The sequence below is a fragment of the Psychrobacillus glaciei genome, from assembly GCF_008973485.1.
Taxonomy (GTDB): Bacteria; Bacillota; Bacilli; order Bacillales_A; family Planococcaceae; genus Psychrobacillus; species Psychrobacillus glaciei.
This window is the reverse complement of sequence record NZ_CP031223.1, coordinates 921,606-947,334: the sequence shown is the minus strand read 5'-3', so window position 1 is coordinate 947,334 and position 25,729 is coordinate 921,606. Positions and strand designations below refer to the sequence as shown.

Sequence of the window (25,729 nt, the reverse complement as noted above, 5' to 3'; positions counted from 1 at the left end):
AGTTCAAACATTGAAACAAAAAACCGCTCCCAATCATGATGAACATGACTAGGAGCAGCTTGTTTTATTTGTAATTTCCCATCACGGAGAAACTGTTTCATATACAGCATAATTGTTTTTTCCAGCTTTTTTAGCTTGATACATGGCTTTATCCGCATGCTTTATCAATGTTTCAGAGTCTTGTCCATGTTCTGGATAGGCTGCAATTCCGATGCTAGGTGTAACAAATACTTGATTATCCTTTATATCAAATGGTTCCTTTAATTTATGTAATATTGTGCTAGCAATTTCTATTGCACTTTCTTTATTTAATAGAGGAAGCATGATGATAAACTCATCACCCGCTAATCTTACTACGCAATCATTTTCAGGAACACAGCTTGTTAAAATGAACGCCACTTGTTGAAGTAAAAGGTCTCCAACATCGTGTCCGAACGTATCATTAATTTCTTTAAAACTGTCTAAATCGATAAAGAGAATACTTAAAGTTTCGTCGCTTTTCGATACACTATTTAAGTTTTTAAGCAGATTTTCGTTAAAAAAACGTCTATTCGGCAATTGTGTTAATGGATCAATATAAGCCAATCGTTTTATTTCGTTTTTTTTACGAACTAAATCTTTATAAGCAATTTCTAGCTTAGCATTTTCTATTTGTAAATGATTCACAAAAAAACAAACGGGGAGAGCTACAAGAATATTTGCAATCATTACTTCCACTTGAATAGAAAATTCGAAATTAGTATATATCATTTCATTTTCAATAACAACTCTTGTGAAAACATGAAGTAATGTAGCAAAAAAGATCGAAAATATTCCCGCCTTGAACCCTTTATAGTATGAAAAAATTAGAGATGGTATTAAACAGATAAACCATACGAATGACACTTGAGATTCAATTAAACTATCATCAGATATATAAAACTCCAAACAAAAAGGAAAAGCATAACATACCACTATTATAACCCATAGTAGTTTAGGAATATTCCGAGTACCTAATTTTCTAAACTCTTCCACGAAACATACTTCCTTTCATTTATGCTTTTCACTTAATTAGTAATCTTTTATAACCAATCACCAACATTCAATTAGATATATATAATCGCATTTATTCAGCTTATGGAAGTCAAACATATTATTTTCTCAACATTTTTTGCATGATTTGAATTCTATTTCTATAAAACAAAAACTTAGTTTGTCATGTAACTAAGCAAGTCTTTGCAACAATATCAATATTTTATTTCATTGAACCAAATCACCGTACATATAAATATACAGTGATTTTCTATTCTACTTGTCAGATTGGGTGGGCATCTCAGTTTAAATTGATGGACTTGTTTTTCCAAAAATTTTGCTAGTAAATAAATTCGACTGATTTGTAATTTCTTTAGATTGTGTATCTATTCCCCGCACTTTAACTTATGAACATATGGACAATAAGATCAATGTGTTTTCACCATTTGATTGCGTGATTATTAGTACACCTTGAATAGCATGCTAATTTGATCGCCAGTTTCATTTGTTTCTTGAACTTTAACCGTAAAATAAGAAGTCCTGAAATATCCAACATAAAGGTCAGATTAATTTAGCCACCGCTTCCTCGATACGGGCTTTTGTAAAAGGTTTTATAAGAAAGTCCTTTGCTCCTGCTTGAATTGCTTCCAAAACCATTCGCTTTTGTCCCATTGCTGAGCACATAATGATCTTTGCGTCAGGAAAATTCTTTTTTATTGCTATTAAGGCTTCTATCCCATCCATTTCTGGCATAGTTATATCCATCATCACTAAATCTGGTTGCAATTTTTCATATTTTTCGACAGAAGTTTTTCCATTTTCTGCTTCCCCTATCACTTCATGACCAAGTTCAGTTAATAGGTCTTTCAATCGTATGCGCATAAATGCCGTGTCATCCGTTACTAATATCGTCGCCATTTGTAATCTCTCCTGCAATAATTAGGTTTCTTTGGTTTTACTCATTATTCTACATTTACTTTATTTCCAAAAAATTATTTACTGCATTTTTATATGAAGGTATCATTCTCATCTCTCAAAAAACTCTCCTAGAAAATACTATTAGATCTAAAATAATTATATAGAAAAGAAACACCGCATTTTAGTGACGAAAAGTCATATTCAGAAGATATTTTCACAAAATAAAACCCGTATACCTCATCTAGAGAAATACAGGCCCTACTTGCAAGCTATTCTTTCAAATAAACAGGCAATGAAAAGGAAAAAATACTTCCTTCACCGATTTTGCTTGTTACATTTACATGCCCTTCATGCTGCTCGATTATTTCCTTTACAATCGCAAGTCCTAACCCACTACCACTTACAACTTCTTCTGTTTTACGGTAAAAACGGTCAAACACATAAGGTAAATCTTCCTCTGCTACTCCAGGTCCCCGGTCCTTCACTTCAATGACAACTTCATAAGGAGTCACCGCATCAGAATCGCTGTTACGCTCTATATAACAAGCAAGAACAATCGTAGAACTAATATCGCGACTAAACTTAACCGCATTCCCGATATAGTTTTCAAGCACCTGTTTAATGCGCATTGGTTCAATATCCAACCAAGCCTCTTGACCGTCCAGCAAGGTTTCCATTTTATCCACTTGAAATTGGATATGCTGACTTGCAAGATCCACTTGATACTTTCGACATACCTCTTCCATGAAAGTTTTCAGTTGAACCAGCCTAAACTGGAAGCTGAAATGACCAGACTCTAATGTGGACAATTCAAACAAATCATCATTTAAACGCTTGACGTAATTTGCTTTATCAAATAACGATTGAACAAACTCTGGGTGCTGTTGTGGATTTACAATTCCATCTTTCATTAATTGTATGTTCATTTGAATCCCAGTAAGGGGAGACCCCATATCGTGGGAAATATTCGCCAGCATTTCTGTTCTACTTTGATGCATAGTTGCCAATTCTTCATTTTTCCGATGAATATCAGCCGTTCTCTCTGCGATTTTATGCTCTAATGTTTCATTTAATTGAAGCAAATCCGAAGATAATGAAACATTATGTTCAAATAACTTCGAATACCGATAAGATACAATAATTGCTTGTAATAAAACAAAAATAAAAATTGCTTCATACAGAAGTTCAACTGTTTCTATCACTCTTTGATAAAGCAACACATCATTCACACATACCACTGCAATAATTGCATAACCAATCAGATTAATTAAAGAACCTTCCCTTTTGCGTTTTACAGCAAGTATACAGACATAACCAATCGTATAGATCGAAAACATTAACATAATCGCAAATTGAAAGGTCAATGTTTGTGTATAAACATCTGCCGGCGATACGACGATATACAGACAAAAAAGGAGTGTCATTACATTGGATGTAAATAAAGCATACCGATTCATCTCCATTGGGAACATGTTTTTCATCAACATCACTAAAAACAAATAAGCCAAGTAACCCGTTAAATAATCTAATTTCACGACCATTTCCCAACTTAAAGAAGGGGCAATAATATCAACTAAATATGTATTTTTAATCCAACATCGTATCCCTATATCTAGTGCTAATAAAGCAATGTAAAAGGTCGCGCCATCTCTCTTTTTTATCATAAAGATAATGAGGTGGTACAATCCAATGACAAGTAGACCACCCATCGTCAGTACTTTCAAAAGTTGGCTTTTGATCGTATACGCAAGAAGCGAGTCCTCATCACCATACATAACTGATTTGAAGGTACCCTCGTTTCGAGAACTAAAGTTAGAAGCTTGAATGACAATTTCTACATCCTGACGCTCCGGTACAAAATAAAATAATTTCACTTTAGACTCAGGTACTTCTTCTGTAATTGTCTGACCTACCGTACCGCTCCCACCAAGCATCTTCCCATCTATCCAAACCATATAGGCGCTCGCAAAATCGCTTATATAGATTGCTCGATGCTGATCCACCTCATCGCTTGATAGTTTAAGATTCAACCGATAAGTTCCATATTCCATTTTTGGATTTAACTGGGCTTCTTTATGTTCTGTTCTCCAAACTTCAGGCATAAATACATATTCAGATACGTCCATAGTTTTCATAATTTGTTCAGGTGTTAATAATTTATTTTTGTATAGCTCCCATTGTCCTTCAAGTGAAATCTTGTCCCCAAAATGATGTATGGAGGATAAATCTATTTTTCCATTTAGAGCCTCAGGAATACTTTCTGTCTTTGCGTATACATCTATACTCCCAAATAAAAATATAAAACTGCATATAGAAAGTAATATTCTAAAACAAAATATATCATTCACCTACAATCCTTTGAACTAATTAATGGTCATTATCCCTAATTGTTATGATATATTACTATTAATATAGATACTACTTGATAAGAGAGAAGGTTAAACATAATTGACAGTTTTCAAAATATTAATCATTGACGACGAGGAATTGATTTGCAATGCATTGCAACTAGTCATACAAGAAGAATCAGACATGGAAGTTGTAGGTATTGGGAACAACGGCGTTGATGCCCTAAAGTTATTAGAAACAGTACTACCTGACCTTATCCTTATGGATGTGCGTATGCCGAAAATGAACGGTATAGAATGTACAAAAAAAATAAAAGAACGATATCCCGAGATGCTTATCCTTATTTTAACTACCTATAACGAAGAGTCTTTTATTATTGATGGTTTAGCGCATGGAGCGAATGGTTACTTGCTCAAAGGTACAAACTTTTCACAACTAATCGAAACCATTCGTAGTACTTTGAACGGAAAATATATATTACCAGCAGAAGTCGCAATCAAGCTCTCTCAATTTTTGTTGAATACGAAGACTGCCGCTGCTCGAAACCTTCATAAACTTCCACTCTCTCTGATAGAACTTTATGCTTTAACCAAACGGGAACAAGATATTCTCCTCTTATTAGGAAACCGATTATCCGTTCGCGAGATTGCCAACGAGCTATATATTAGTGAAGGAACCGTCAAAAACTATTTAACTACTGTCTACGGAAAACTCAATGTTTCTAATCGTTATGAAGCAATTAACGTAATTAGTGGAAAATAAATAAGAATTCTCTTGGAATTATATATCCAATTCCTATTCGTTTTTTTCATTATAATGCTACTTTAATATGAACTCTAGTGACAAATAGTCATAATAATAAAACGCTCCAATCATATCGCTTATGACTGGAGCGTTTTAATATTATGGTAGGGAATAAGCTATTTTCAATACCAAGCTTGATTTGACTTATATATGCTAACTTGACTGATACCCATCACTTTTTCTCTCGCTGATATAACTGACCTCAAAATAAGCCAGTTGCTCTAAATAACTAGTAATAAAACTCTCTTCTAGCCCAAGAATCTTTGCATTTAGTTGTACGTTATAATTAGTTGTTTGAATAAGATCAGCCGGTGTAATAATTTTTTTACGATAAAAATACTTTTAAGATTGTTTACTTTTCTATTTTTGGACCATCATTATTGTTTTCATACTGCCAAATAGATTGCTCACTAACTTCTAATAGATTTGCTAATTCATTTTCTTGAGTAACCGTGGAGTAATCGAATGTCCGTTAATTTTCCCCCAACAAACAATTTCTCCCCTCTTTTCTAATTATACTAACCATTACTCTTCTTGTTTTTTCGCGTCTTCTAACGCTTGATATTCAAACTCTGTAGCAGTTTCAGAGTATTCTTCTTCAGCAGGATATTTACTAAGCTCTTGAATTGCTTCTATATTATTGTCTGAACCAGCATTACCAATATAGTGACTTTAAGAATCTACTTTTATCATCGCTAGTTTGCTATCCCTTTATATTTAGGCATCCAAAGGTCAACGAAAGAAAACATTCGGTTCGATGGTTCGATAGAATTATTTTTCAAGTTCAGAAATAGCTATCTTTTCCTGTTTGGGTAGTGGATCTAATTCCAAAAATAAACAGAAAGAAGTAACCATGCAGCAAATACTAGGTTTTCTACTGCTATATGACGAGTGCCAGGCACCCGTCATATAGCTGTAACAAACTTGTAATTATGCACTAAAAAACGCTCCTAATCATAATTAATATGACTAGGAGCGTTTTGTTAAACATGAACAATGTAATTATTTTTTGATGAGTACTACGTTTGAATCTTGTACGATATATTCTAGATCACTAATTTGATACATGCCCGGAACATAGCGATACACTCTATATTGTTCACCTTTTTTCAAGACTCTTGGTAGTTTCGTTGTTTTATCAATCGATTGCCAAATGACTGTGTCTTTTATGATAGTAACTTTACCGATTTGACCTGGATTTAGCTCTAGGCCTTTCCACATTTGTTTTGGACGTTTGTTCGCCGGTAATTGGTTTTTAGCAATCATTTCTTTAGATGGTGTTTCGTAAGAAATTGCTTCTGTTCTTTCTAACCAGATGTCTCCACCAAGTCCAAGCATTGGAGAAATGGTTTGTTTAACAGGTAAACTTTTTCCTTTTACTGCTTCTCCGACTTTTTTCAAGCGATTATTTTCTAAAATATACATAGGTGTTGCTTTGTTCACTTGAAGACAGCCAGATTTAGCATTCTCGTCGCATAAATTCGGTTGAACTGGTGGTGTTGGCGTTGATGTTGGTGGTGTATATCCTCCACCGCCACCAGGACCTGGATCTACTGCAGGTTCTGTCACTGTTATATTTACCGTCACTTCATTTCCACCGTAAGAAATTGTAACTTTCGTTGAGCCTTTTGCTTTAGCTGTTATTAAGCCGTTCGTAACAGATGCAACGGTATCATCTTCCACTACATACGTAGCTTTATTTGTTACATCTTCTTCTGTCATTTTACTTTGTTTTGGAGTTGTTACTGCTTTAACTTTCATTTGGCTTGTCGTTCCTTTTGTTAGAGAATAGTCCAGTTTGTCTGTAGAAAGTGTAACTTCTGATTCCGAGACACCAAAAGCTTTTATAACAGTTTGATCTATGCGATTCCCTAAATCATCCCATGCGCTCGCACGAAGAGAGACAAAGGTCCCTCTCTTACTAGCGTTGCTAATGTTGGCTGTCCAACCGTCCCCTTCTCGGATCAACTGTACCTCTTCCCACGTCTTGCCTTCGTCAAACGAAACTTCAAGTGAAGCACCTTCAATGTTTCCATTTCCAGATGCATAGTCTATCTGTGACGCACTCAATCCTAGCTTAATCGTATCGCCTGCGATTGCATTCCCCTTCATGTCCGTATCCACTTTATAATCAAGTGAAATCATCGGAAGAAATGATTCGAATTCTTCTTGCATTTCAGTCCAAATCGTCCATTCTGTATGCGTGCTAACTGATGTGTTCCATCGGTTCGGATCACGAGTTACATCATTCACCAAGCGAAATTCAGTTTTTTCCTCCGGAGCTTCCCACAAGATTATAATCTGATCACTTGACGTTTCAACTAAGTTAGCCCCTTGATAAAGTTTCAGTTTTTGCTCTCCAGTACTGGAGATATCCCACCCTGTGTTTCCATCACCTGAATCGGCCAAGGAAGGAACATTGAAAATTAGGTCATTTTCGAAACGTACAGGCACCCAGAAACCTTCACCAAAGCGAGGGCGTACAACTGGCGCAAACCATTTCTCATCCAAACGTTGACCCTGCTGATAAGACATCAATGGTTGCCGCACTTCCCATTCGTCATCCACTCTCGCCTGATGGTACCACATAGTGACTTCTGAAGCTGATACCCACTCGGTGCGAACAGAAGGGAGTGACAGTTTATTAGGGTAACCCACTCCATTTTCGCTGTACGATGGAATATCCCAGCGGAATTCTGCTCCTGGCGCCGAGCGATCCGAGTAATATTGCGCATTGATTTTCACTAGCTCATTCGCTGTAGGAGAATAAGTCAAATCCTCCGGAATGGCATTTTGATGGTTATCCATTAGATCATATACGTATGGGGTGTCAGGCGTCCCCTCAACGTTTATCTTTAAATGCCCTTCTTTTGCAAGTTTGATAAGATCTATCCCTTCTGTTTCGCTAACAGAAGCCACGGCAATAGGAATACTATCCAAAGAGTCCTCTTTTCCAACCCATTCTAAAAACTCTGTTGGTCTATCGTTCACTATAACTAATAGTTTTGCACCTGCTGCATGCGCTGCCGCAGCGCGTTCAGAGCCATTGATCATATTACTACGTTGCACAATCACTGCCTTATCTTTCACATCAAGGCCTTTATAATCTTCTTGAGTCCCTTGTTTTGCAAAAACGACATCCAACTGATGTTTTCCTTCTAACGGCTGACTTCCTGGCAGAGTTAGACTATCTAGCTCCAGTTCATTGACGTTAATGGACAATACCGGCTTGATCAGGCGCCAGCGTGTGTTCAGTTGAAATTCACCAGTACTAACGGTTGCTGTTGGCTCCGCATACATTTTATCGATTGTTTCTGGTAGTAAGTACGTTGCGGTTATAGTATCTATTTCACTAAAACTGCGATAATACTCCAGTTTCCTGAACTTCGCTTCAGTCTTTTCTGGAACGTTCGCTGTAAATTCTCTTGCATTCCGTGCATCCAGTTCGACAATTTTTGGACCATCAAGAATAACTTCAGGATCACCTAGGAGGGCAACTCCTGCGTGATCCGTGTTTGTATCAACATCCATCATTGTCATGACTGAATACGTTCCCTTTGGAAGTCGTAATTCCGTTGTCCCTTGCACATTCAAGAATCCTGGGTTTTTATTCGGGCCAACTATAGAAACCATAGTTGATGCGGGAGCTCCTTCACGATTGGTTGCATTAATTGTTAGAGAAAATCTCTCCTCTTCCTTGCCCATAACCATTGCTGTATGAGCAACTATTTGACCTTCCACCTTGGCAGTGAGTTGTCCTTGATAACGACTTCCTTCAGTAGCTTTGCTCGGGTCAACCGTTACTGTAACTTCAGCACTTTCATTAGCAGGTATGATAACTTGATCAGTAGAAAGCTGTAAAAGGTCTTCATCTACCATGTTACCAGTTTTATCTGTAAAGGTTGCTGTGAGATCCAATGTAACAGGTTGATCACTTACATTGGTATATGAAACCGTCTTCTCAACAAGAGCTTCCTCATCATGCGGCCATTTGAAAAAACCGAAGTCCAAGGAACCTTTCGCATATATAGTACTGGATGCGGCAGTTGCAACATCCAGACGACCCGCCCCACCCTCATACGGTTTAATATCATCAAGCATCTTCGTCGTACTCATTAGGGCACTTTTCAGTTGATCTCCCGTCCAATCTGGATAGCGTTGTGAAAGAATAGCCGCTGCTCCTGTTACATGGGGAGTAGCCATAGAAGTACCGCTAAGACCAAGATATAAACCATCGCCTTGACTTGCATATTGAGAACGGGCAGCTATAATATCTGAGCCGGGAGCGACAAGATCAGGCTTTAATCCTGCATCCATAAAACGAGGTCCCTTAGTAGAAAACCAAGAAAGCATATCAGACTTATCAACAGAACCTACTGTTAGTGCCGCGTCTGCAGCCCCTGGTGAACCTATGCCTTCAGTACCGGCGTTGCCAGAAGCAATAACAAACAAAGCACCGGTCTCTTCACTCAGATTATTTACAGCCTGAGACATAGGGTCTGTTCCATCACTTGGCTGTGGATCGCCTAAACTCATATTAACCACCTTCGCATTATGAGCAGCCCACTCCATCCCATCGATTACCCAGGAATCTTGACCATATCCTGACGAACTAAGAACTTTCCCTACAATTAGGCGTGCCCCTGGAGCCACACCTTTATATTGACCTTCCAAAGCATCCCCTGTTCCAAGTACTGTGGATGCCACATGTGTACCATGTCCATGATAGTCGAGTGCATCTTCTTCTGGAACGAAACTCTCGATTTCGTCAATTTGATTAACTAGATCGGGATGCTCTGGATCGATGCCGGTATCAAGAACAGCTACCGTTATTCCCTTTCCATCAAAACCTGATTCCCATGCCTCTGGTGCACCAACCTGTGGTACACTTTCTGCGAGGTTTACCTCGACACGACCATCCAGCCAAACTTTTTTAATACCGCCAGTCATTCGAGAATCTGCAGCTGCATTCTCCGTAATATCTTCCCAGAATGCTCTAGTCTGTTCCTTATCTGTAGACACTGCAACTCCGTCTATACTTTCCAAAATATGTGTCCGTTCAGATCCTGCAAGAGTAGTAGGCAGAGCTTTCTCAAAACGAGCATTTGTTGGGGCATACTGTACGATCACCGGTAAGGTGGATTGGTTCTCATCATCGTAACCGTCAGCAATGAGAGCTGTGATATTAAACAAATTTTTATCCAAAAAATCTGAAGCTATATAGGACATCGCTTCATCAGGAATAACATACGTATCCTTGCCAAGCGTCATAATACTTGTTCCACCACTACCATAATCCGCAGCTTCGACACTAATAACGCTCTTACCACCTTCAATATATGTCACGGTTACAACATCGCCTGTAATCAGCGTAATAACATGTTTTCCTGAACTATTCTTCGAACTTTCGCTAATATATTTTGTATCTATTACATCGAATGCTTTTTGATTGTCCGAAAATGGATCGTTTGCAAAAGCTTGAAGCGTAGGAAAGGTTAACATTGCAGTTGCCATCAATGTGGCTATTAACTTCTTAAATTTATAATTTCCCATCAATTATTCTCCTATTCAATTTTAATATGAATATAAGTACATGATTATTGCTAATTTGGGCACAGTCTTTGAGTGATAGCCTTGTTGTAAAAAACTTCGATTTTATTAAGGATACTTATATAAAAATAGAACTGACTTAATTTACTTCACCTCCTTGAAATTTGGTTTAACTACTTTTTAAATAAAAGATAAATAAAACGAATATTCATAAATAATAATCTATTATTTATGATAATCTTAGAGTAGCTTTTTCACTCTTCACTGGCAATTGGGGTTTTATCAAGATTACATGTCCAATCACTCTAGTAGAAATTTGGAAAAGAAATGAATAAAAAAACGGTTTTTGTTGAAATTATTAAACGGTTAATCAAATAGAAGCTTAGAGTTGGGGTCACCGTTTGTCATGTAGAATACGAGAATACTATTGCGGAAAATGCCAAGGAGCTGGTTATTATTATTCAAGGAAAAATCATTAAATTTCACCGAGAACTACAACACTTAAGCCAATCAGATTTAGGAAAAGGCATTTGTTCTAAAACGCATATAAGTAAAATTGAGCGAGGTATTACAGAAGTATCCAAGGATACAATAAAGGTATTAGCTAAGAGACTTTGTATAGACATGCAGGCAGAGATTGAAACCTACTTGAGCATAGAATGTCTATTAAAAGAATGGCATGATTCTATAATCCTAAAACTAAACTCAAAAGCTGAAAGAATAAAGGAGGAATTGGAGGGTATTGTTCTTTTGCAAATACCTGATTTCTATCGATCTAAAACATTAATACTTACCAGGTATTATTTATTAATTGAGGAAGGTACACTTGCTGAGACACTCATCAAAGAAATGGATAGTTGGCAAGACCTTACGCCGTACGATAAAAACATGCTATTACATATTAAAGGAGAATTTTTCATCAATTATCACCAGGAACATTATAAAGCAATTTCATATTTAAAATTAATAGATATTACCTATTACAACAATCCTGAATATTATTACCATTTAGCTGTTGCCTATCATTGCATGGATTCTCGTGTTTTAACCTATTATTACGCTAATAAAGCACTTACTTTTTTTTCAAAAACACACAGTTTTACTCGAATAATTGAAACAGAGATGTTAATGCTGATTCAAGTTGAACAAGAGGAACATTTTGACCCAAAAGATTCAGGTTACCCTAGATTAATTGAGATGGCGGACAATTATGGGTTAACCGAGCAAAAAGCCAAGCTACTTTATAATTATGCCTACCATCAATTTCGCACTGGCTCCTATGACAGAGCTTTAGAGTATTATAGACAATCCTTGGAAATACGAAAGCCAACTAATTCGCTATATTTAATGTCTCTGGAGGGGTATTTAAATGCCTCCACAAAACTAGGGGTGGCATCTGACAAGGAACTGCTACGTTTAGCCAAAAAAGGTTTTTCTCTAGCGAATAAATTAAACGAGCCAATGCTAAAACACTTTTTTCATTTGCATATATTGAAGATTCAAAATTATAGAGATCAATATTTCAACTATTTAGAAACAATAGTTTACCCCCTTTTCAAAAATATGGGTTATGGAACTGCCGCGGAGGCTTATGAGATAAAATTATTTGATTATTATACGGAAAAAGGAGAAATGGAATTAGCAAATAAATATGCATTACCTATTCTGGAAAAGTACCGAAAAAACAACGAACTTGTTTAAATGCCGAAAGTCATTCACTCAATTTACACGAAATTATAAAATACCTCTTAAATCTCGAAAGATTTAAGAGGTATTTTTCTTGCTATACAATTATCAGAATTGTGTGGGTGTCTGGCACCATTATTATTTTTTGATGAGAACTACGTTTGAATCTTGTACGATATATTGTTTGTCGCTAACTTGGTACATACCTGGAACATAGCGATACACTCTATATTGCTCACCTTTTTTCAAGACTCTTGGTAGTTTCGTTGTTTTATCAATCGATTGCCAAATAACTGTGTCTTGTAGAATAGTCACTTTTCCAATTTGACCTGGAGTTAACTCTAAGCCTTTCCAAATTTGCTTTGGACGTTTATTGGCTGGTAATTGGTTTTTAGCAATCATTTCTTTAGATGGTGTTTCGTAAGAAATTGCTGCTGTTCGTTCTAACCAGATGTCTCCACCAAGTCCAAGCATTGGAGAAATAGTTTGTTTAACAGGTAAATTTTGTCCTTTTACTGCTTCTCCAACTTTTTTCAAGCGGTTATTTTCCAGCACATACACAGGAGTTGTTTTGTTCACTTGAAGACAGCTAGTTTTAGCAATCTCTCCGCATGAATTTTGTGCAAAATACTTCGCTGCACCCTCCATGTACAAGACTGTAAATGTAGAGAATTTGTTAACAGTAAATTGGATACCTTGTGTCCCTTTGTCAAACGCTATTAACTTTCCTTGTTTAACTTCTTTCTTCCCATCGCTATGCTCGATGAAAATAACCAAGTTATCTATTTGTTCTTTCGTTGCATTTGTTGGAAGAGGTAATGTTAAGTCGACCGAACGATTTTGCATATTTGTTTCGATTTCCATCGGACGCCCTATCACGTTTACCTTTTTATTCCCAACTATTTGATTTACTAATGTTTCTTTTTTAGCTCGTGCTTCAATCTCATTTTTCTGTGCTTGTTCTTTTAGAGCAACTACACGGAATAATAGATCTGCTCCGAAATCTTGCATCGAAGTTTGTGGAATAAACAGATGCACATTATCCGTAAAGATTTCTAGATTTGCTTTTCCGTTAGCTAGTGTACCCACTGCTTCTTTCGGAACAGATACACTTACCTCGTTTACTTTGTCTTCCTTATCTGGAATGACAATTCTTGCAGTATCTTGATGTTGTTCTTTTAACTTTTCAATTGTTTCTTTAACATTATCTGATGTTAAAGTAATTTCATCTTTTACAGTTCCATTAGGTTCTGTAGTACGCTTAATCGGCGTTTGTGGGAAAGATGTTCCACTGTCTTTATCGACTTTGATATCTTCTACTTTTGATGGTGGTGTTGAACCATTACCTTGATTTTCATTCCCCTGATTTCCACCACCTTGGTTTCCACCACCAGGATTTTTCACTGTAACACTCACAACTACCTCTTTTTGTTCAAATGCAATGGTAATGTTAGTTGTTCCTTCTACTTTTGCCGTCACTAATCCCTTTGTAACAGATGCGACATTTACTTTTTCTACTGTATATATTGCTTCATTTGATACGTCTTTTTCAGTTGATTTTCCATCATTTGTTGTAGTGATTTGTTTAACATGAAGTTGAACTGTGTCACCTTTTGTCATTTCAATTGATTTTTTATCAACTTCTAATACAACAACTGGCTCGCCTACATTCGTGCCAGGCGTCCCTTTCAACTCTTTCGTATCACGTACACGAATACGTGAGCCGCCAGTAAATTCACCCGCTAGACCTACTGCTTCAAGTGTATCTCCCACTTTTAACTGTGGTACAGGAATTCCTTGTTTCTCAATGTATCCATCTGTGAAGACTAATAAATCGCCAGATCCATCATTGATAACGTAAGAAGTGTCATCATATTTCGAAGTCACTTTTCCTTTTACTTTAACAAGGAAACCTTGATTCACAGCTGACGTCGCTGTTCCAGTCGTTACCTCTTTCGGGGCAACTCCAGCACCTTTGCCTGTCTTAATAACATCGATATCAAATTTACCGAACTCAATTTCTTTGTTATTTTCAAATGTCTTAATATGTCCATAAATACGGACTGTATCGCCTAATTTCAATGATCCTTCAGGAACTTCATTGAAGGCCATAATACCACCAGTTTCATCTTGAACATAGAACGCATCGAAGAATACTCCTGCTGCTGTTGTTACTTTTCCTGTGATTACGACTGGAGTATCATCTGCAAGTTTGCGTGCATCTGCAATATTTATTACTTGCGTTTCACGATGAGCTAGCCAATTCACTGCGTTTAAAATGAACTGCGGGTTTCCTTTTGGCTCAAAGGATTCATCCATTTGTTTGTCATTAAATGTATTCATTCCTGAAACGAGAATACGCCCAGTACCGATTTCATCAGACGCCATTAAAGGAATTGCTGAACCACCTTTATTGTCAGAAACGTTATCGTAAATGTAGCTACCATTTTTCACATTTCCTTGGTACGTTGTTTCATTTCCTCGTACAAGTATCTTCACTTTTCCACTTTCAGTAAGTGCACTGTTATTGACCGCTTGTAAGCTTGACCCACTGTAGTAATCAATAAAAGGAACGCGGTCCGTTACATAGTTATCTACAAGTCCTGGATGAGCACGAACTGCATATGGACTTACTGCAGGATCTCCCCAGAAGTTACCAGTCTTACTATCATCGAATACGCCGTCATGACTCATTCTTATTGTAGTTCCAATTGCTTCCAACGTAGCATTATGCAGAGTTGAGTCTGTGGAACCGTTATTACTTTTTCCTGCAAATAATACAGATCCGCCTGCTTTAACAAAATCACCAACTGCTTTTTGTTCGTCAGCAGTCAAAGCAGTTCTAGGATGTGTCATTACTAGAATTTTCACATCTTTTAATACGTCAGTTGTGATAATTGCATTATTTTCAGCAACTGTATACCCATCTTTTTGTAGAAGAAGTGTGAAAGCTTTTAAGTTATCTTTATACGTTCCTGTGTCGCCACCGGAGTTTTCGTTTCCATGTTTCGCATCAATTAACACTTTAATACCTAGTGGTTTTTTCACTTTAATAGGTAGTGTAAATGAAACATCACCCAGATTCGCTCCGTCATTTGAAGTAACGACTGCAATTAAGTTATGGTCCCCTTCAACTGGTTTTGTCCAGTTAATAGATGCGACACCTGTTCCTTTTGCAAGAATCGAATTAATCACTGCAGTTCCTAATTTATGAGCATCGTCTTTTGCGTCTACATAAAGGTCAACTTTTAAATTGCTAACTGTCTGTGTACCGAAGTTTCCAACTGTTACTTTAGCAGTAGCTGGATTTCCTTCAATCACGACGTCCCCAACAATATCTATGCCATTAACTTTTACATCAACTGTTTCTTCTTTTGACCAAATTGGTGCAGAGTAAGCACGCTCACCATCAGCTTGTGTAACTCGTACAACAAACCATTGTTGTCCACTTGCTACTGTGTATTCTGGAGTCCAAGTGAAGTCTTTTGTATTTGGTACATAAGAATCAATAACTTTTCCACCATTTGTTAGAAGTTCTACTTTTGCTACTTTATCATCTGATTTGTACGTATTCGATAAATAATCGTAACCAGTTGCTTTAGATTCTGCTACTGGATCAGAACCTTTTATGTCGAATTTCAACTTTTTACTGTCGACAGTTGAACCCATGTAATAGCCGTTCGCTAAAACATCTAACTGAAAGTTTGGATCCTCTGACATATACACTCGCATATTCGCCATGGAATGTAACAATGATTCTTGAGATAAATCGTCTGCAACGATAACTGTACGTGCATTCGTTTGCCCCCAAGTACCATCATGGTTATCTTCCCCATAAGTTGGAGCCACATGCCAACCTAAGTCAAGGGCAGAGAAGAATTTTCCTTCCGCATTTGCATAACCATAATGTCCAGAACCGTTTCCTACTTCAATCATTGTAAATAATTTGTCTAAGTTTTTATCATATGGTTTGAAGTTATTAAACGAATCTTTTGACATGTCTGGGTGATTAAATTGTGCAACGACATCGTCATATGTTAATACCCAAGCATAGTATTTGCTTAAATCTTGGTACTGTTTACCGTTAATATTTCTGTCTATAAAATTATCTGTTCCGAATACGTTTGAATGTCCCCATGTAGTGGAAGTCATTTCAAATGCAGGGAATACGACATATTCACCGTCTTTTGTATATTTTTTTGCAAGATCTTTCGTTTGTTTCCAATCAGCCCCACCAGTACGCTCTGGTTGGCCTTTATGATCCACTGTATCTTGCCCTAATAATTCTGGGTCGATATCATGGGAATGATCAGAGAAAGCAAAGTAATCATATTTATATTTTTTCGCTGCTTTTAGTGCATCTTCTGGTCCGCCAGCAGCATCATGTGAAATATTCGTATGATTATGCGTCGTACCTCTGTAATGATTTCCACCAGTGAAGCGAGGTACAACTTCAAACGTCCATTCTTTTGTGCTCTTGTTGCCCTTTGTATCAGCAGCTGTAACTTTCACCGTGTGTTTACCTAAAGCTAAATCTGCAGTTGGTAAGTATTTCACTTGTGTCTTTGAGACAGTTGCATCACTAGTTACGTCTTGATTATCTACTAAGATTTTAATAGATTCACTATCTACACCACTTGGATCTTCCATGACAACAGAAATTTCAGGGCGTGGGCTTTCCACTTTTCCTGTATCTACAGGGATTTCTGCCGCAAATGTAGGTCCAATTTTATCTGCAACTAGAGTAACTACATAAGGATCTTCTTTCGTACCAGCAGATCTAACTTTATCTCCTGCAGAAGCTTCGATATAATACTCAAATGAATCTTTTGTGAAATTAGTTGAAGCAAGTGTAGCAGTATATCTTCCTTGTGTATCATCGCTCATTGATATTGATAGGAAAGAGCTATCGCCAGCATTTCGGTAATAAAGCGTAACGGATTGTGCCCCGTCTGCAAATGCCTCAAAAGAAATACTTGTATCACTGTAAGCTTCTTTCATTGGTATATGTGTTAACCCAAGAATTGGTGCTATATCTTTTACATCACGAGGGAATAACTGATACCCGTTTGTTGGATTTGCATTAGTAGTATATTGGCTTACAATTCCAGTGAATGTATAACTTTTGTTTACGACAATATCTTTTTCCATGTTAATTTTTGTAGCCGTCATTACACGTAATAAAGTCGTTTTTGCGTTTTCGTCTGCAATTGTTACATTGTACCCTGTTCCAGAAAGGACGGAACTTGTTACTTTACCACTAACAGTAGCTAAACTACCTTCCAGTGGTTCTATTTTAGCAAATGTATTCATGTCCATTATAGAAATAGATTTTGGTTCTGGAAGTGGTTCACCTGCTGCTAGTTTTGTAACAGCTGTTGCTTCAAATTCTAATAAACCATTGTAAATAAGCACTTTCCCAGTTACACGTACCTTATCTCCACGCTTAATATCAATCTTATGATCAAAGCTTCCATAAATATTTATTCCTGCTGTTTCATCTTGTATATAATAATTACTTTTTTGTGTACCGAGAATACCATTTTCAATGGTTACAACACCTTCGATTGTGAAAAATTTATTCAGATTCAAAGGTTTACCATTACTATCGAAATCACGAACAGTATTAATCTTAGTAATTACATCAGATGACGGCTTTGTTATAGAAACCGTAGAACTCTCTAACATAATTCCTGTAGCTGTATAATTTTGTTGTGTTACATAGACCGTGTCAGGTGCATTATTGAATTTCATTTCGAAATTTCCAGATGCATCTGCGATTACGGGTTGGTTATCAGTTGGTAATAATCGGTCTTCTAGTTTTGCGTTGTTATTTTTGTAGGCAAAAATACGTGCTTTTGCCAGTGCTGCTTTCGTTCCGTATATTGTTCCTACACCATTGGCATCTTTATTGTAGCTTAACCCAGATTGTGTAAGAGGATTTGTTGCTGTTGCAGCAATAACCGCCGTTACTTTACTTTCAGGCTTGTCTGTTTCAGTTGCGGTAACATATAAAATTGGAAGTACTTTCATTGCATCGAAAGATACACTGAATGAACCATTTGCTGTAGCAGTTGTTGTACCTAAAACGCCAGCCCCACTTGTTGGTGTTTCATAAAAAGACACGACTGCGCTATTTGGGACTGTTCCTTCTGCAGAAACAACTGTAACAATGTTTGTATCTGATTGTTGAAAGAAAATACGATCAGCAATCGGTTGAATGCTTTCGTTTAACTTAAATTCTTCTGTTGGACTTTCTGTGTTACGTGGAGTTGGAGTTCCGGTTACAAAATCCCCAGCATTGTCATCTGTATCCCAACTGTTTCCTAGTCCAGGTGTAATCGCCATATTTGCATATGGTCTGCGGTGTACGGAGGTTGTAGCTGAAGGGGCTTTTGTAGGGCCTGATCCCTCAAAACCAGAAGCACCACCATAACCAACTAAATCCACTGTTCCTGTAGGGATAACTCCAGTTAGAAGTTCTGTGCTATTTACCAAAGCAACTATTCCATCAGAACCTCCCATAGCAGCAGAGCCAGTTGCATCCCCTTTAATATCTATAGTGCCACCAGTTCCAGCGGCTTCTTTTATTAGATAGTATCCATGCGCTACTATCGTCCCAGACAGTACTGTTTTATTTGGCTCTGTCCAGCCATTACCGCCTTTGGACGAATACTGAACAGACCATCCATTAAGGTCTACCGGCTGATTTGTCGGGTTGTATAGTTCAATAAAGTCATTTTTGATGGTGGCTCCACTGTTTCCTCCCCCACCATACACTTGACTAATAACAACATGATCTGCAATACCACTGGTATTAACTTCTTCTGCCGAAGCTCTTGGCATCATGCTTGATGGTAAAATAGTACTTAAAAGAAGTACTAGTATTAATGTAATACTGGTAAAACGCTTTTTCCCCTTTGTTCTCGTGTACATAAATCTCCTCTTTTCCCTTGATAGGATTATAGTGCTTGTACCTTTATCAGGTATTTATATCTTACTTTTTTTTTGGGCTGTTGAAAAGCATTAATTCGTAAGATGTCTGACTTTAATAATTTTTACAAAAAATTAATAAAGTCATGGATTCTCAAACAATAAAAAAACTGTTAGGATGAAAAAGATTAATTTAATTTTGAAAAGTACGAGGAGGAATCGGTTTGATAACAAATAGTAAAAAACGCAGTCCAAGAAAGCTAATATTTCGTTCTTTTATCATCTTCATTTTATTTATGACTGTAGCTCCACTTTCTACCTTCGCTCATCCATATAGTGCTAGTTACACAGATTTGAAAATATCAAATGAAAAAACAGAAATGACGTTTATTATCGATACCCAGTCGATCATTGAATTAATAAACGAAGTAGATTTAAATAAAGACAGTAAACTTGAAAAAAGTGAACTGGATGAGAACGAGCATCATATAGAGGAACTTGTTACAGAGTCCCTTGCACTAGATAAAGGTGCCAATGAAATGACACCTACTCTTGAAAAGATGGAGTTAGTTGAAAAGGATAATAAGCAATTTCTTAAATTGACGTTTACATATGATGGATTCTTGTCAGGAGACACAATTATATTAACGGATGGTTTATATGTGAATGATTCGAATACAAACTACGTTAACCTGGTAACAGTTGCATATGGAGACCAAAAAACAGAAGCGGTTTTACAAGGGAATGAACGCAGTTGGACAATGCTACTTGCTGAGGAACAAATTCCACAAGGCGAAGGAGATGCCAGTACACCTACTCCAGTACACAAATCTAATTCTTCTTGGTTTTCCTTTTTCAAATTAGGGATGTTGCACATATTAACAGGTTACGATCATCTTTTATTCTTAATCGCATTACTTTTAAGAAAACAAACATTGAAACAATATATTGGAATCGTTACTGCATTTACGGTTGCTCATAGTATTACTTTAAGTTTATCGGTTTTAGATATTGTAAATTTACCATCTTTATTTGTAGAATCAGTCATTGCATTAAGTATTGTGTATGTGGCATTGGAAAATATCTTCCGCAAGAAAATTCAACACCGATGGGGTATTACCTTTGCATTTGGGTTAATTCACGGATTAGGGTTTGCAGATTTATTAAAAGAAATGGCATTACCAAAAAGTCACTTAGCAGTTGCATTAGTTAGTTTCAATGTTGGCATTGAGGTCATTCAACTTTCAATTGTCTTAGTATGTCTACCTATACTATTCTATTTACATAAACAGAAAAACTCGTTGAAATTAGTTCAAGTTCTTTCTGCGGTAATTGTAATAGGTGGTGCATACTTCTTATTTAATCAATTATTTTTCTAAATACACGGACCTTTTAACAAAAGAAAATCTCCTTCAGTCTCTAATCACTGAAGGAGATTTTTTTAATTCTATAACTAGCTTTATTAAATATCGCAAATACATTACAGGTGCCAGGCACCTGTAATGTATTTGCAATAAAAAAGCGCTCCTAGATTGATTAATTTCGCTAGGAACGCCTTTTTTTATGTTACTACTTTTTATTTATTTTTTGATCAGTACAACGTTTGAATCTTGAACGATATATTGATTATCGCCGATTTGATACATACCTGGAACATAGCGATATACTCGATATTGTTCGCCTTTTTTCAAGACTCTTGGTAGTTTCGTTGTTTTGTCAATGGATTCCCAAATAACTGTGTCTTGAAGAACAGTAACTTTACCAATTTGGCCTGGAGTTAGCTCAAGGCCTTTCCACATTTGTTTTGTTCGTTTGTTCGCTGGTAATTGGTTTTTAGCGATCATTTCTTTCGAAGGTGTTTCGTAAGAAATGGCTGCTGTTCTTTCTAACCAGATGTTTCCACCTAGACCAAGCATCGGAGAAATCGTTTGTTTAACCGCTAGATTTTGCCCTTTTACTGCTTCGCCTACTTTTTTCAAACGATTATTTTCTAATACGTACATAGGTGTTGTTTTGTTCACTTGCAGGCAAGTAGCTTTCGCATTTTCGTCACATGAGTGCTGAGCAAAATACTTCGCTGCACCTTCTGCGTACAAAATCGTAAAGGTAGAGAATTTGTTAACCGTAAATTGGATTCCTTTTGTATCTTTTTCATACTCTACTAATTTTCCTTGAACTAGCTCTTTTGTTCCATCGCTATGTTCGATGAAAATAGCTAAGTTATCTAGTTGTTCTTGTGTAGCATTTTTTGGAAGCGGTAATGTTAAGTCGACCGAACGATTTTGCATATTCGTTTCAATTTCCATTGGACGTCCTAATAAGTTTACTTTTTTATTCCCAACTACTTTTTGTACTAATGTGTCTTTTTTAGCTCTTTCTTCGACCACATTTTTCTTCGCTTCCTCTTTCATCGGAACGACACGGAAGTTGAGATCTTTTCCGAAATCTTTCATCGAAGTTTGTGGAATATAGATATGGCCATTTGCTGTGAAAATTTCTAGATTTGCTTTACCTTCAGCAAATGCATTTACTGCGTCTTTTGGAATCTCTACATTAACTTCATCTACTTTATCTTCATTGTCTGAAATTATGATTCTAGCAGTATCTTGGTTTTGTTCTTTTAATTTATTTATCGAATCTTTTACATTTTGCGCAATTAGAGTTACTGAATCTTTTACAGTTCCATTTAATTCTGTAGTACGCTTAACCGTTGTATTGGCAATCGTTGATCCAGTTTCAGCCTTAATCTCTTCTACTTTTGGTTGTGATGGGTAAGATGATCCACCACCGCCACCTGGATTAACAACCACTACATTTGTCTTTTTAATAGTAATAGTTTGTGTAGAAATATGACCAACTAAATCTTCCACTTCAAAAATAAATTCATTATCGCCATCTACAAGGGAAAGATCAAGATCTAAGTCTTTTTTAAATCCGTTCATCGCATAAGGTTCAGAAAGGTCACGAGAGAATCTTTCATCTCCATTCACTAACAAACGAATTTGATCGAAGTTATCCCCAATATTTACATTAACTTTTACAGTGTCTTTCGTTGTACTACTTGGGTAATTGTTCTTAACAGAAATGGTTGGAACTTGAGTATCGACAAATATCTTACGAGTAATTTGCATTTCATTTCCAAATTCGTCGATTGCTGCTACTCTTATATCCTTCACTCCATCTTCTAAAGTCAAAGTATGAGAGAAGTTCACTCCATCAAATTCTGCTTCTTCGTCGTTTACTGTAACAGAAACAATATTTGAATCGTCTTCGACATAACCGTTAACTTCTACTTCATTCGTATCATACGCATCATGGAACTCTGGACTCTTGATAAAAATGACAGGATGCGTTGTTTCTTCTTCACTTGTAATTGCAAATTTATACTCAGTAAAGTTGCTTGCAGCGTCCACAACTTTTACAGTAATACGGTCTTTATTTATCAAAGGTGTATCAATCACAAACTCATTTATGTCAACAGAAAGTGAACTTGATTTTAATTTTCCATTAACATATAATTCCCAATATTCCGCCCCAGTACCACCTTCATTATCTTTAAAGTCAGAAACTGATACTTTATTTGTTTCTTGGTCGAAAGTAACCTCAGCAGTTGGTGCAATAGTATCCACTTTCACCGGGAATTGGATTGATTGCCAGTTGGCACCTTCAAAATCTACGACACCACTTAATTGAATGAAGTAGTCCCCGTCAGGCGCAATCTTATTATTAATCTTTCCATCCCAACCGTAATTTGTGTTGTATCGGTAAGAACTTTTTAGAATATAATTTTTTGTTAAATCTTTTGCAGTTCGTATTGTACGAACCACTTTTCCTGTACTATCCAATACTTGTACTTTTAACTCTTTTGCATTTCGGAATAGGGAGAATACCGGAATCGCTTTGTCACGAACTCCATCACCGTTTGGAGAGAAACCAAAACGAGTTGGGTCAAAATTACCTCCACCATCAATAAAGTTACCTTGCTCATCTGCCAAAGCAGTCATTCCCCAATATGACATATCTTCCCATGCAAAGTAATCAAAGATTGGAGCCTCATCCCATTTGCCGTTGAAACCGAAGAACGGAACAGTTAATGGAACGTTTCCAGTAATAGCTTCATTTGAATCAGTCAATGTAACAAAACCGTCCACGAAGAAGCCGTTTGTGAAATACTCTTTCAGCTCTTCAAGTTCTGAAATATCAATTTCTACATCAAATGTCTTAGTACTATTTGCTGGAATTACTAGTTTATCTAATGTTTTGATTGAAACATCGTCAGTTACAACAATCGAACCAATTTGATTTGGTACAGTCACCATTACACCACTGGCTTTTGTAATATTATCCGTTTGCACTGCAACCTTGACATCATACTTTTTCTCATTCTTAGAAAAGTTTTTCGCTTCTAATGTGAAAGAAATCTTGTTATCTTTAATTTCTTTCAGCGCTACTTTTGCTTCACCTGTTGCCTTATTAGTAACGACAACATCTGTAGAAAGTGCATTAGCAAGTTGCATTAAACCTGAACCTTGACGACGAGGTGATACAAATTCACCTTTTTTAAATTCTACAGGTTTCGACGTATTCATTAACAAATTCTTCGCCAATTGAACTCTGTTAAACCCTGATAACTTAAACTCTTTATTCACACGTTCTAAAATTAATGCCGTACCTCCAGAAACATGTGGTGCTGCCATGGAAGTACCACTCATTAAACCATATTTATTATCATTTAATGTTGAGAAAATATTTCCACCTGGAGCTGTAATCTCAGGTTTGAAATCTAGGTTTGGTGTAGGACCCCAGGAAGTGAAATCACTCATTTTCCCAGCTTTATCATTTTTAGTTTCCACAAAGTTCCCTTCAAATGAAACAGCAACAGCTTTACCACTATCTAACGCTGCTTTTAATTTCAATCCATCTGCTTGAAGCGCCGACATATAAGGAATTTTAATTGCAGGATCTGATGCCATATTAATTGTTCCCGCTGTGTTGTTATAAACAATAACTCCTATTGCACCTGCCGCTTGTGCATTTTTTCCTTTTGATACAAAATCAATCGTACCACGACTAATTAAAGCAATTTTGCCTTTGAAATCTTTTCCTACAAAATCTTGCGGATTTCCAATACCCGCATCCACTATTGCTGTAGGTTTTGCTAAAGTTTTCATTGGATCCGCATCATTTGATAGTAAATAAAGTGCACTACCAGATTTAACTTTATCAAAATGATAATCGAAACTATATGCTGTGATTACACTATTTTCAAATGAAGCAACACCAAAAGAATTATAAGATACACTTGGAGATCCTGTTAGCGCATAATCTTGGTTTTCAGCATATGGATAAAATGTTCCTGAACCGAACATATCTGAGTTACCTGCTGAAATTGCAACTAGAACCCCATTATCTGTTGCTCTTTTTACTGCCTGTTGCTCTGGATTACTTGCATCCACAAAACCTGCAGTAGAACCTAGAGACATGTTTAGAACATCCACTCCAAGTTTAATTGCATCATCGATAGCTTTAACATAAATGTCTCCAAAAGTTGAAGGATACCCAGGATCATTACCGAAAACTTTTAATGCTAAAAGTTGTGCTTCCGGTGCAACACCTTTTATTCCTCCGTTTTCTTCATTACCATTAGCACCTACAGTACCAGCTACATGCATACCATGCATAGAAGCATCAGGGCCTAGGTCTAATATTTGGTTATTACCGTCCATATAGTTATAACCAAACGGCACTTTCGCTGTATAAAACTGACCTTTTTCAATTGTTCCATCAGCTAATAGCTGATTTACTTTTGCTTTTGTAATTATCCCTTTTGCATTATCTGTTAAGATCATATCTTTATGACTTGGGTCTATACCAGTATCGATAATACCTACTACCATACCTTCGCCTTTGACTCCGTATTCATTCCAAGCGCGTTGTGCTTGTACCAATTCTTTCGAATAAATCATTTCTGGCTTTTCAGTTGGGCGATCGTATTCAGTAGACTCATAGACAGCTTTTACACCTGGAATAGACGCTATTTGATCTACATACTTCGCTTCAACCTCAGCAGAAAAACCATTAAAGACGGTTGTAAAATTTTCTAAGTATTCAATAGTTGGTGCTTCTTGTGTAATAGTACTTTGCACATCAACTTGTTCTTTTGTAACAGTTGCTTCTAAACTCTTACGATCTGAAGAGTTTAATTCCTTATAAAGTACACCTTTTTTTGTTGCTTTTTCAATCGTTGGAGCATTAGTAAGCTCTACTATAATCCGGACTTTTTCGTCTGGATTTTCTGGATCTACCAGTCTTTCTGGAATATTATGTTCTGGTTTTTGTATTTGAAGCGTAGGCAAGTTAACCTTACTCTTCGCATTTGAAACCGTACCCATTCCGAATGCAACGTTACTAAATGACAACATAAAAACTAATGTCATTAGCAAGATTCTTCTTAATTTCAACAAATTATTTCCCCCTT

Annotated in this window: 9 protein-coding genes and 1 pseudogene; 4 read left to right on the top strand and 6 right to left on the bottom strand. The window is 36.7% G+C overall.

What is annotated here, in order from left to right; genetic code table 11:
* Positions 1-81 precede the first annotated feature (81 nt).
* From PB01_RS04245 to PB01_RS04235, 3 genes are all read right to left on the bottom strand, one after another.
* Entirely contained in the window at positions 82-1,014 is a 933-nt protein-coding gene (locus PB01_RS04245) for a GGDEF domain-containing protein (protein ID WP_151699036.1), read from the bottom strand.
* Positions 1,015-1,572: 558 nt separating this feature from the next.
* On the bottom strand, positions 1,573-1,929 hold the full coding sequence (locus PB01_RS04240; RefSeq protein WP_151699035.1) for a response regulator: 357 nt from the start codon (positions 1,927-1,929) through the stop codon (positions 1,573-1,575).
* A gap of 269 nt (positions 1,930-2,198) precedes the next feature.
* Entirely contained in the window at positions 2,199-4,277 is a 2,079-nt protein-coding gene (locus tag PB01_RS04235) for a sensor histidine kinase (protein ID WP_151699034.1), read from the bottom strand.
* Between the two features lie 100 nt (positions 4,278-4,377).
* Between PB01_RS04235 and PB01_RS04230 the strand changes: the two genes are divergently transcribed.
* Positions 4,378-5,040: a response regulator transcription factor gene (locus PB01_RS04230; protein ID WP_151699033.1), complete on the top strand. Its 663-nt coding sequence runs from the start codon at positions 4,378-4,380 to the stop codon at positions 5,038-5,040.
* A gap of 1,044 nt (positions 5,041-6,084) precedes the next feature.
* On the opposite strand, the gene PB01_RS04225 is transcribed toward PB01_RS04230, so the two are convergent.
* Complete coding sequence (locus PB01_RS04225) at positions 6,085-10,635, bottom strand: S8 family peptidase (protein ID WP_151699032.1); 4,551 nt, start codon at positions 10,633-10,635, stop codon at positions 6,085-6,087.
* A gap of 423 nt (positions 10,636-11,058) precedes the next feature.
* Between PB01_RS04225 and PB01_RS21865 the strand changes: the two are divergent.
* A pseudogene (locus PB01_RS21865) lies at positions 11,059-11,235 on the top strand (helix-turn-helix domain-containing protein); the annotation flags it as partial.
* Between the two features lie 129 nt (positions 11,236-11,364).
* Complete coding sequence (locus PB01_RS04220; protein WP_225986163.1) at positions 11,365-12,333, top strand: hypothetical protein; 969 nt, start codon at positions 11,365-11,367, stop codon at positions 12,331-12,333.
* 123 nt (positions 12,334-12,456) lie between these two features.
* Here the strand turns inward: PB01_RS04220 and PB01_RS04215 are convergent, their stop codons facing one another.
* Positions 12,457-19,254 carry a CehA/McbA family metallohydrolase gene (locus PB01_RS04215; protein ID WP_151699031.1) on the bottom strand — a complete coding sequence of 2,266 codons (6,798 nt, stop codon included), beginning with the start codon at positions 19,252-19,254 and terminating at the stop codon, positions 12,457-12,459.
* 221 nt (positions 19,255-19,475) lie between these two features.
* Between PB01_RS04215 and PB01_RS04210 the strand changes: the two genes are divergently transcribed.
* Positions 19,476-20,630, top strand: a complete 1,155-nt coding sequence (locus tag PB01_RS04210) for a HupE/UreJ family protein (protein ID WP_225986162.1) — start codon at positions 19,476-19,478, stop codon at positions 20,628-20,630.
* 201 nt (positions 20,631-20,831) lie between these two features.
* Here the strand turns inward: PB01_RS04210 and PB01_RS04205 are convergent, their stop codons facing one another.
* Positions 20,832-25,715, bottom strand: coding sequence for a S8 family serine peptidase (locus PB01_RS04205; RefSeq protein ID WP_151699030.1), 4,884 nt, complete (start codon positions 25,713-25,715; stop codon positions 20,832-20,834).
* Between the last annotated feature and the right edge of the window lie 14 nt (positions 25,716-25,729).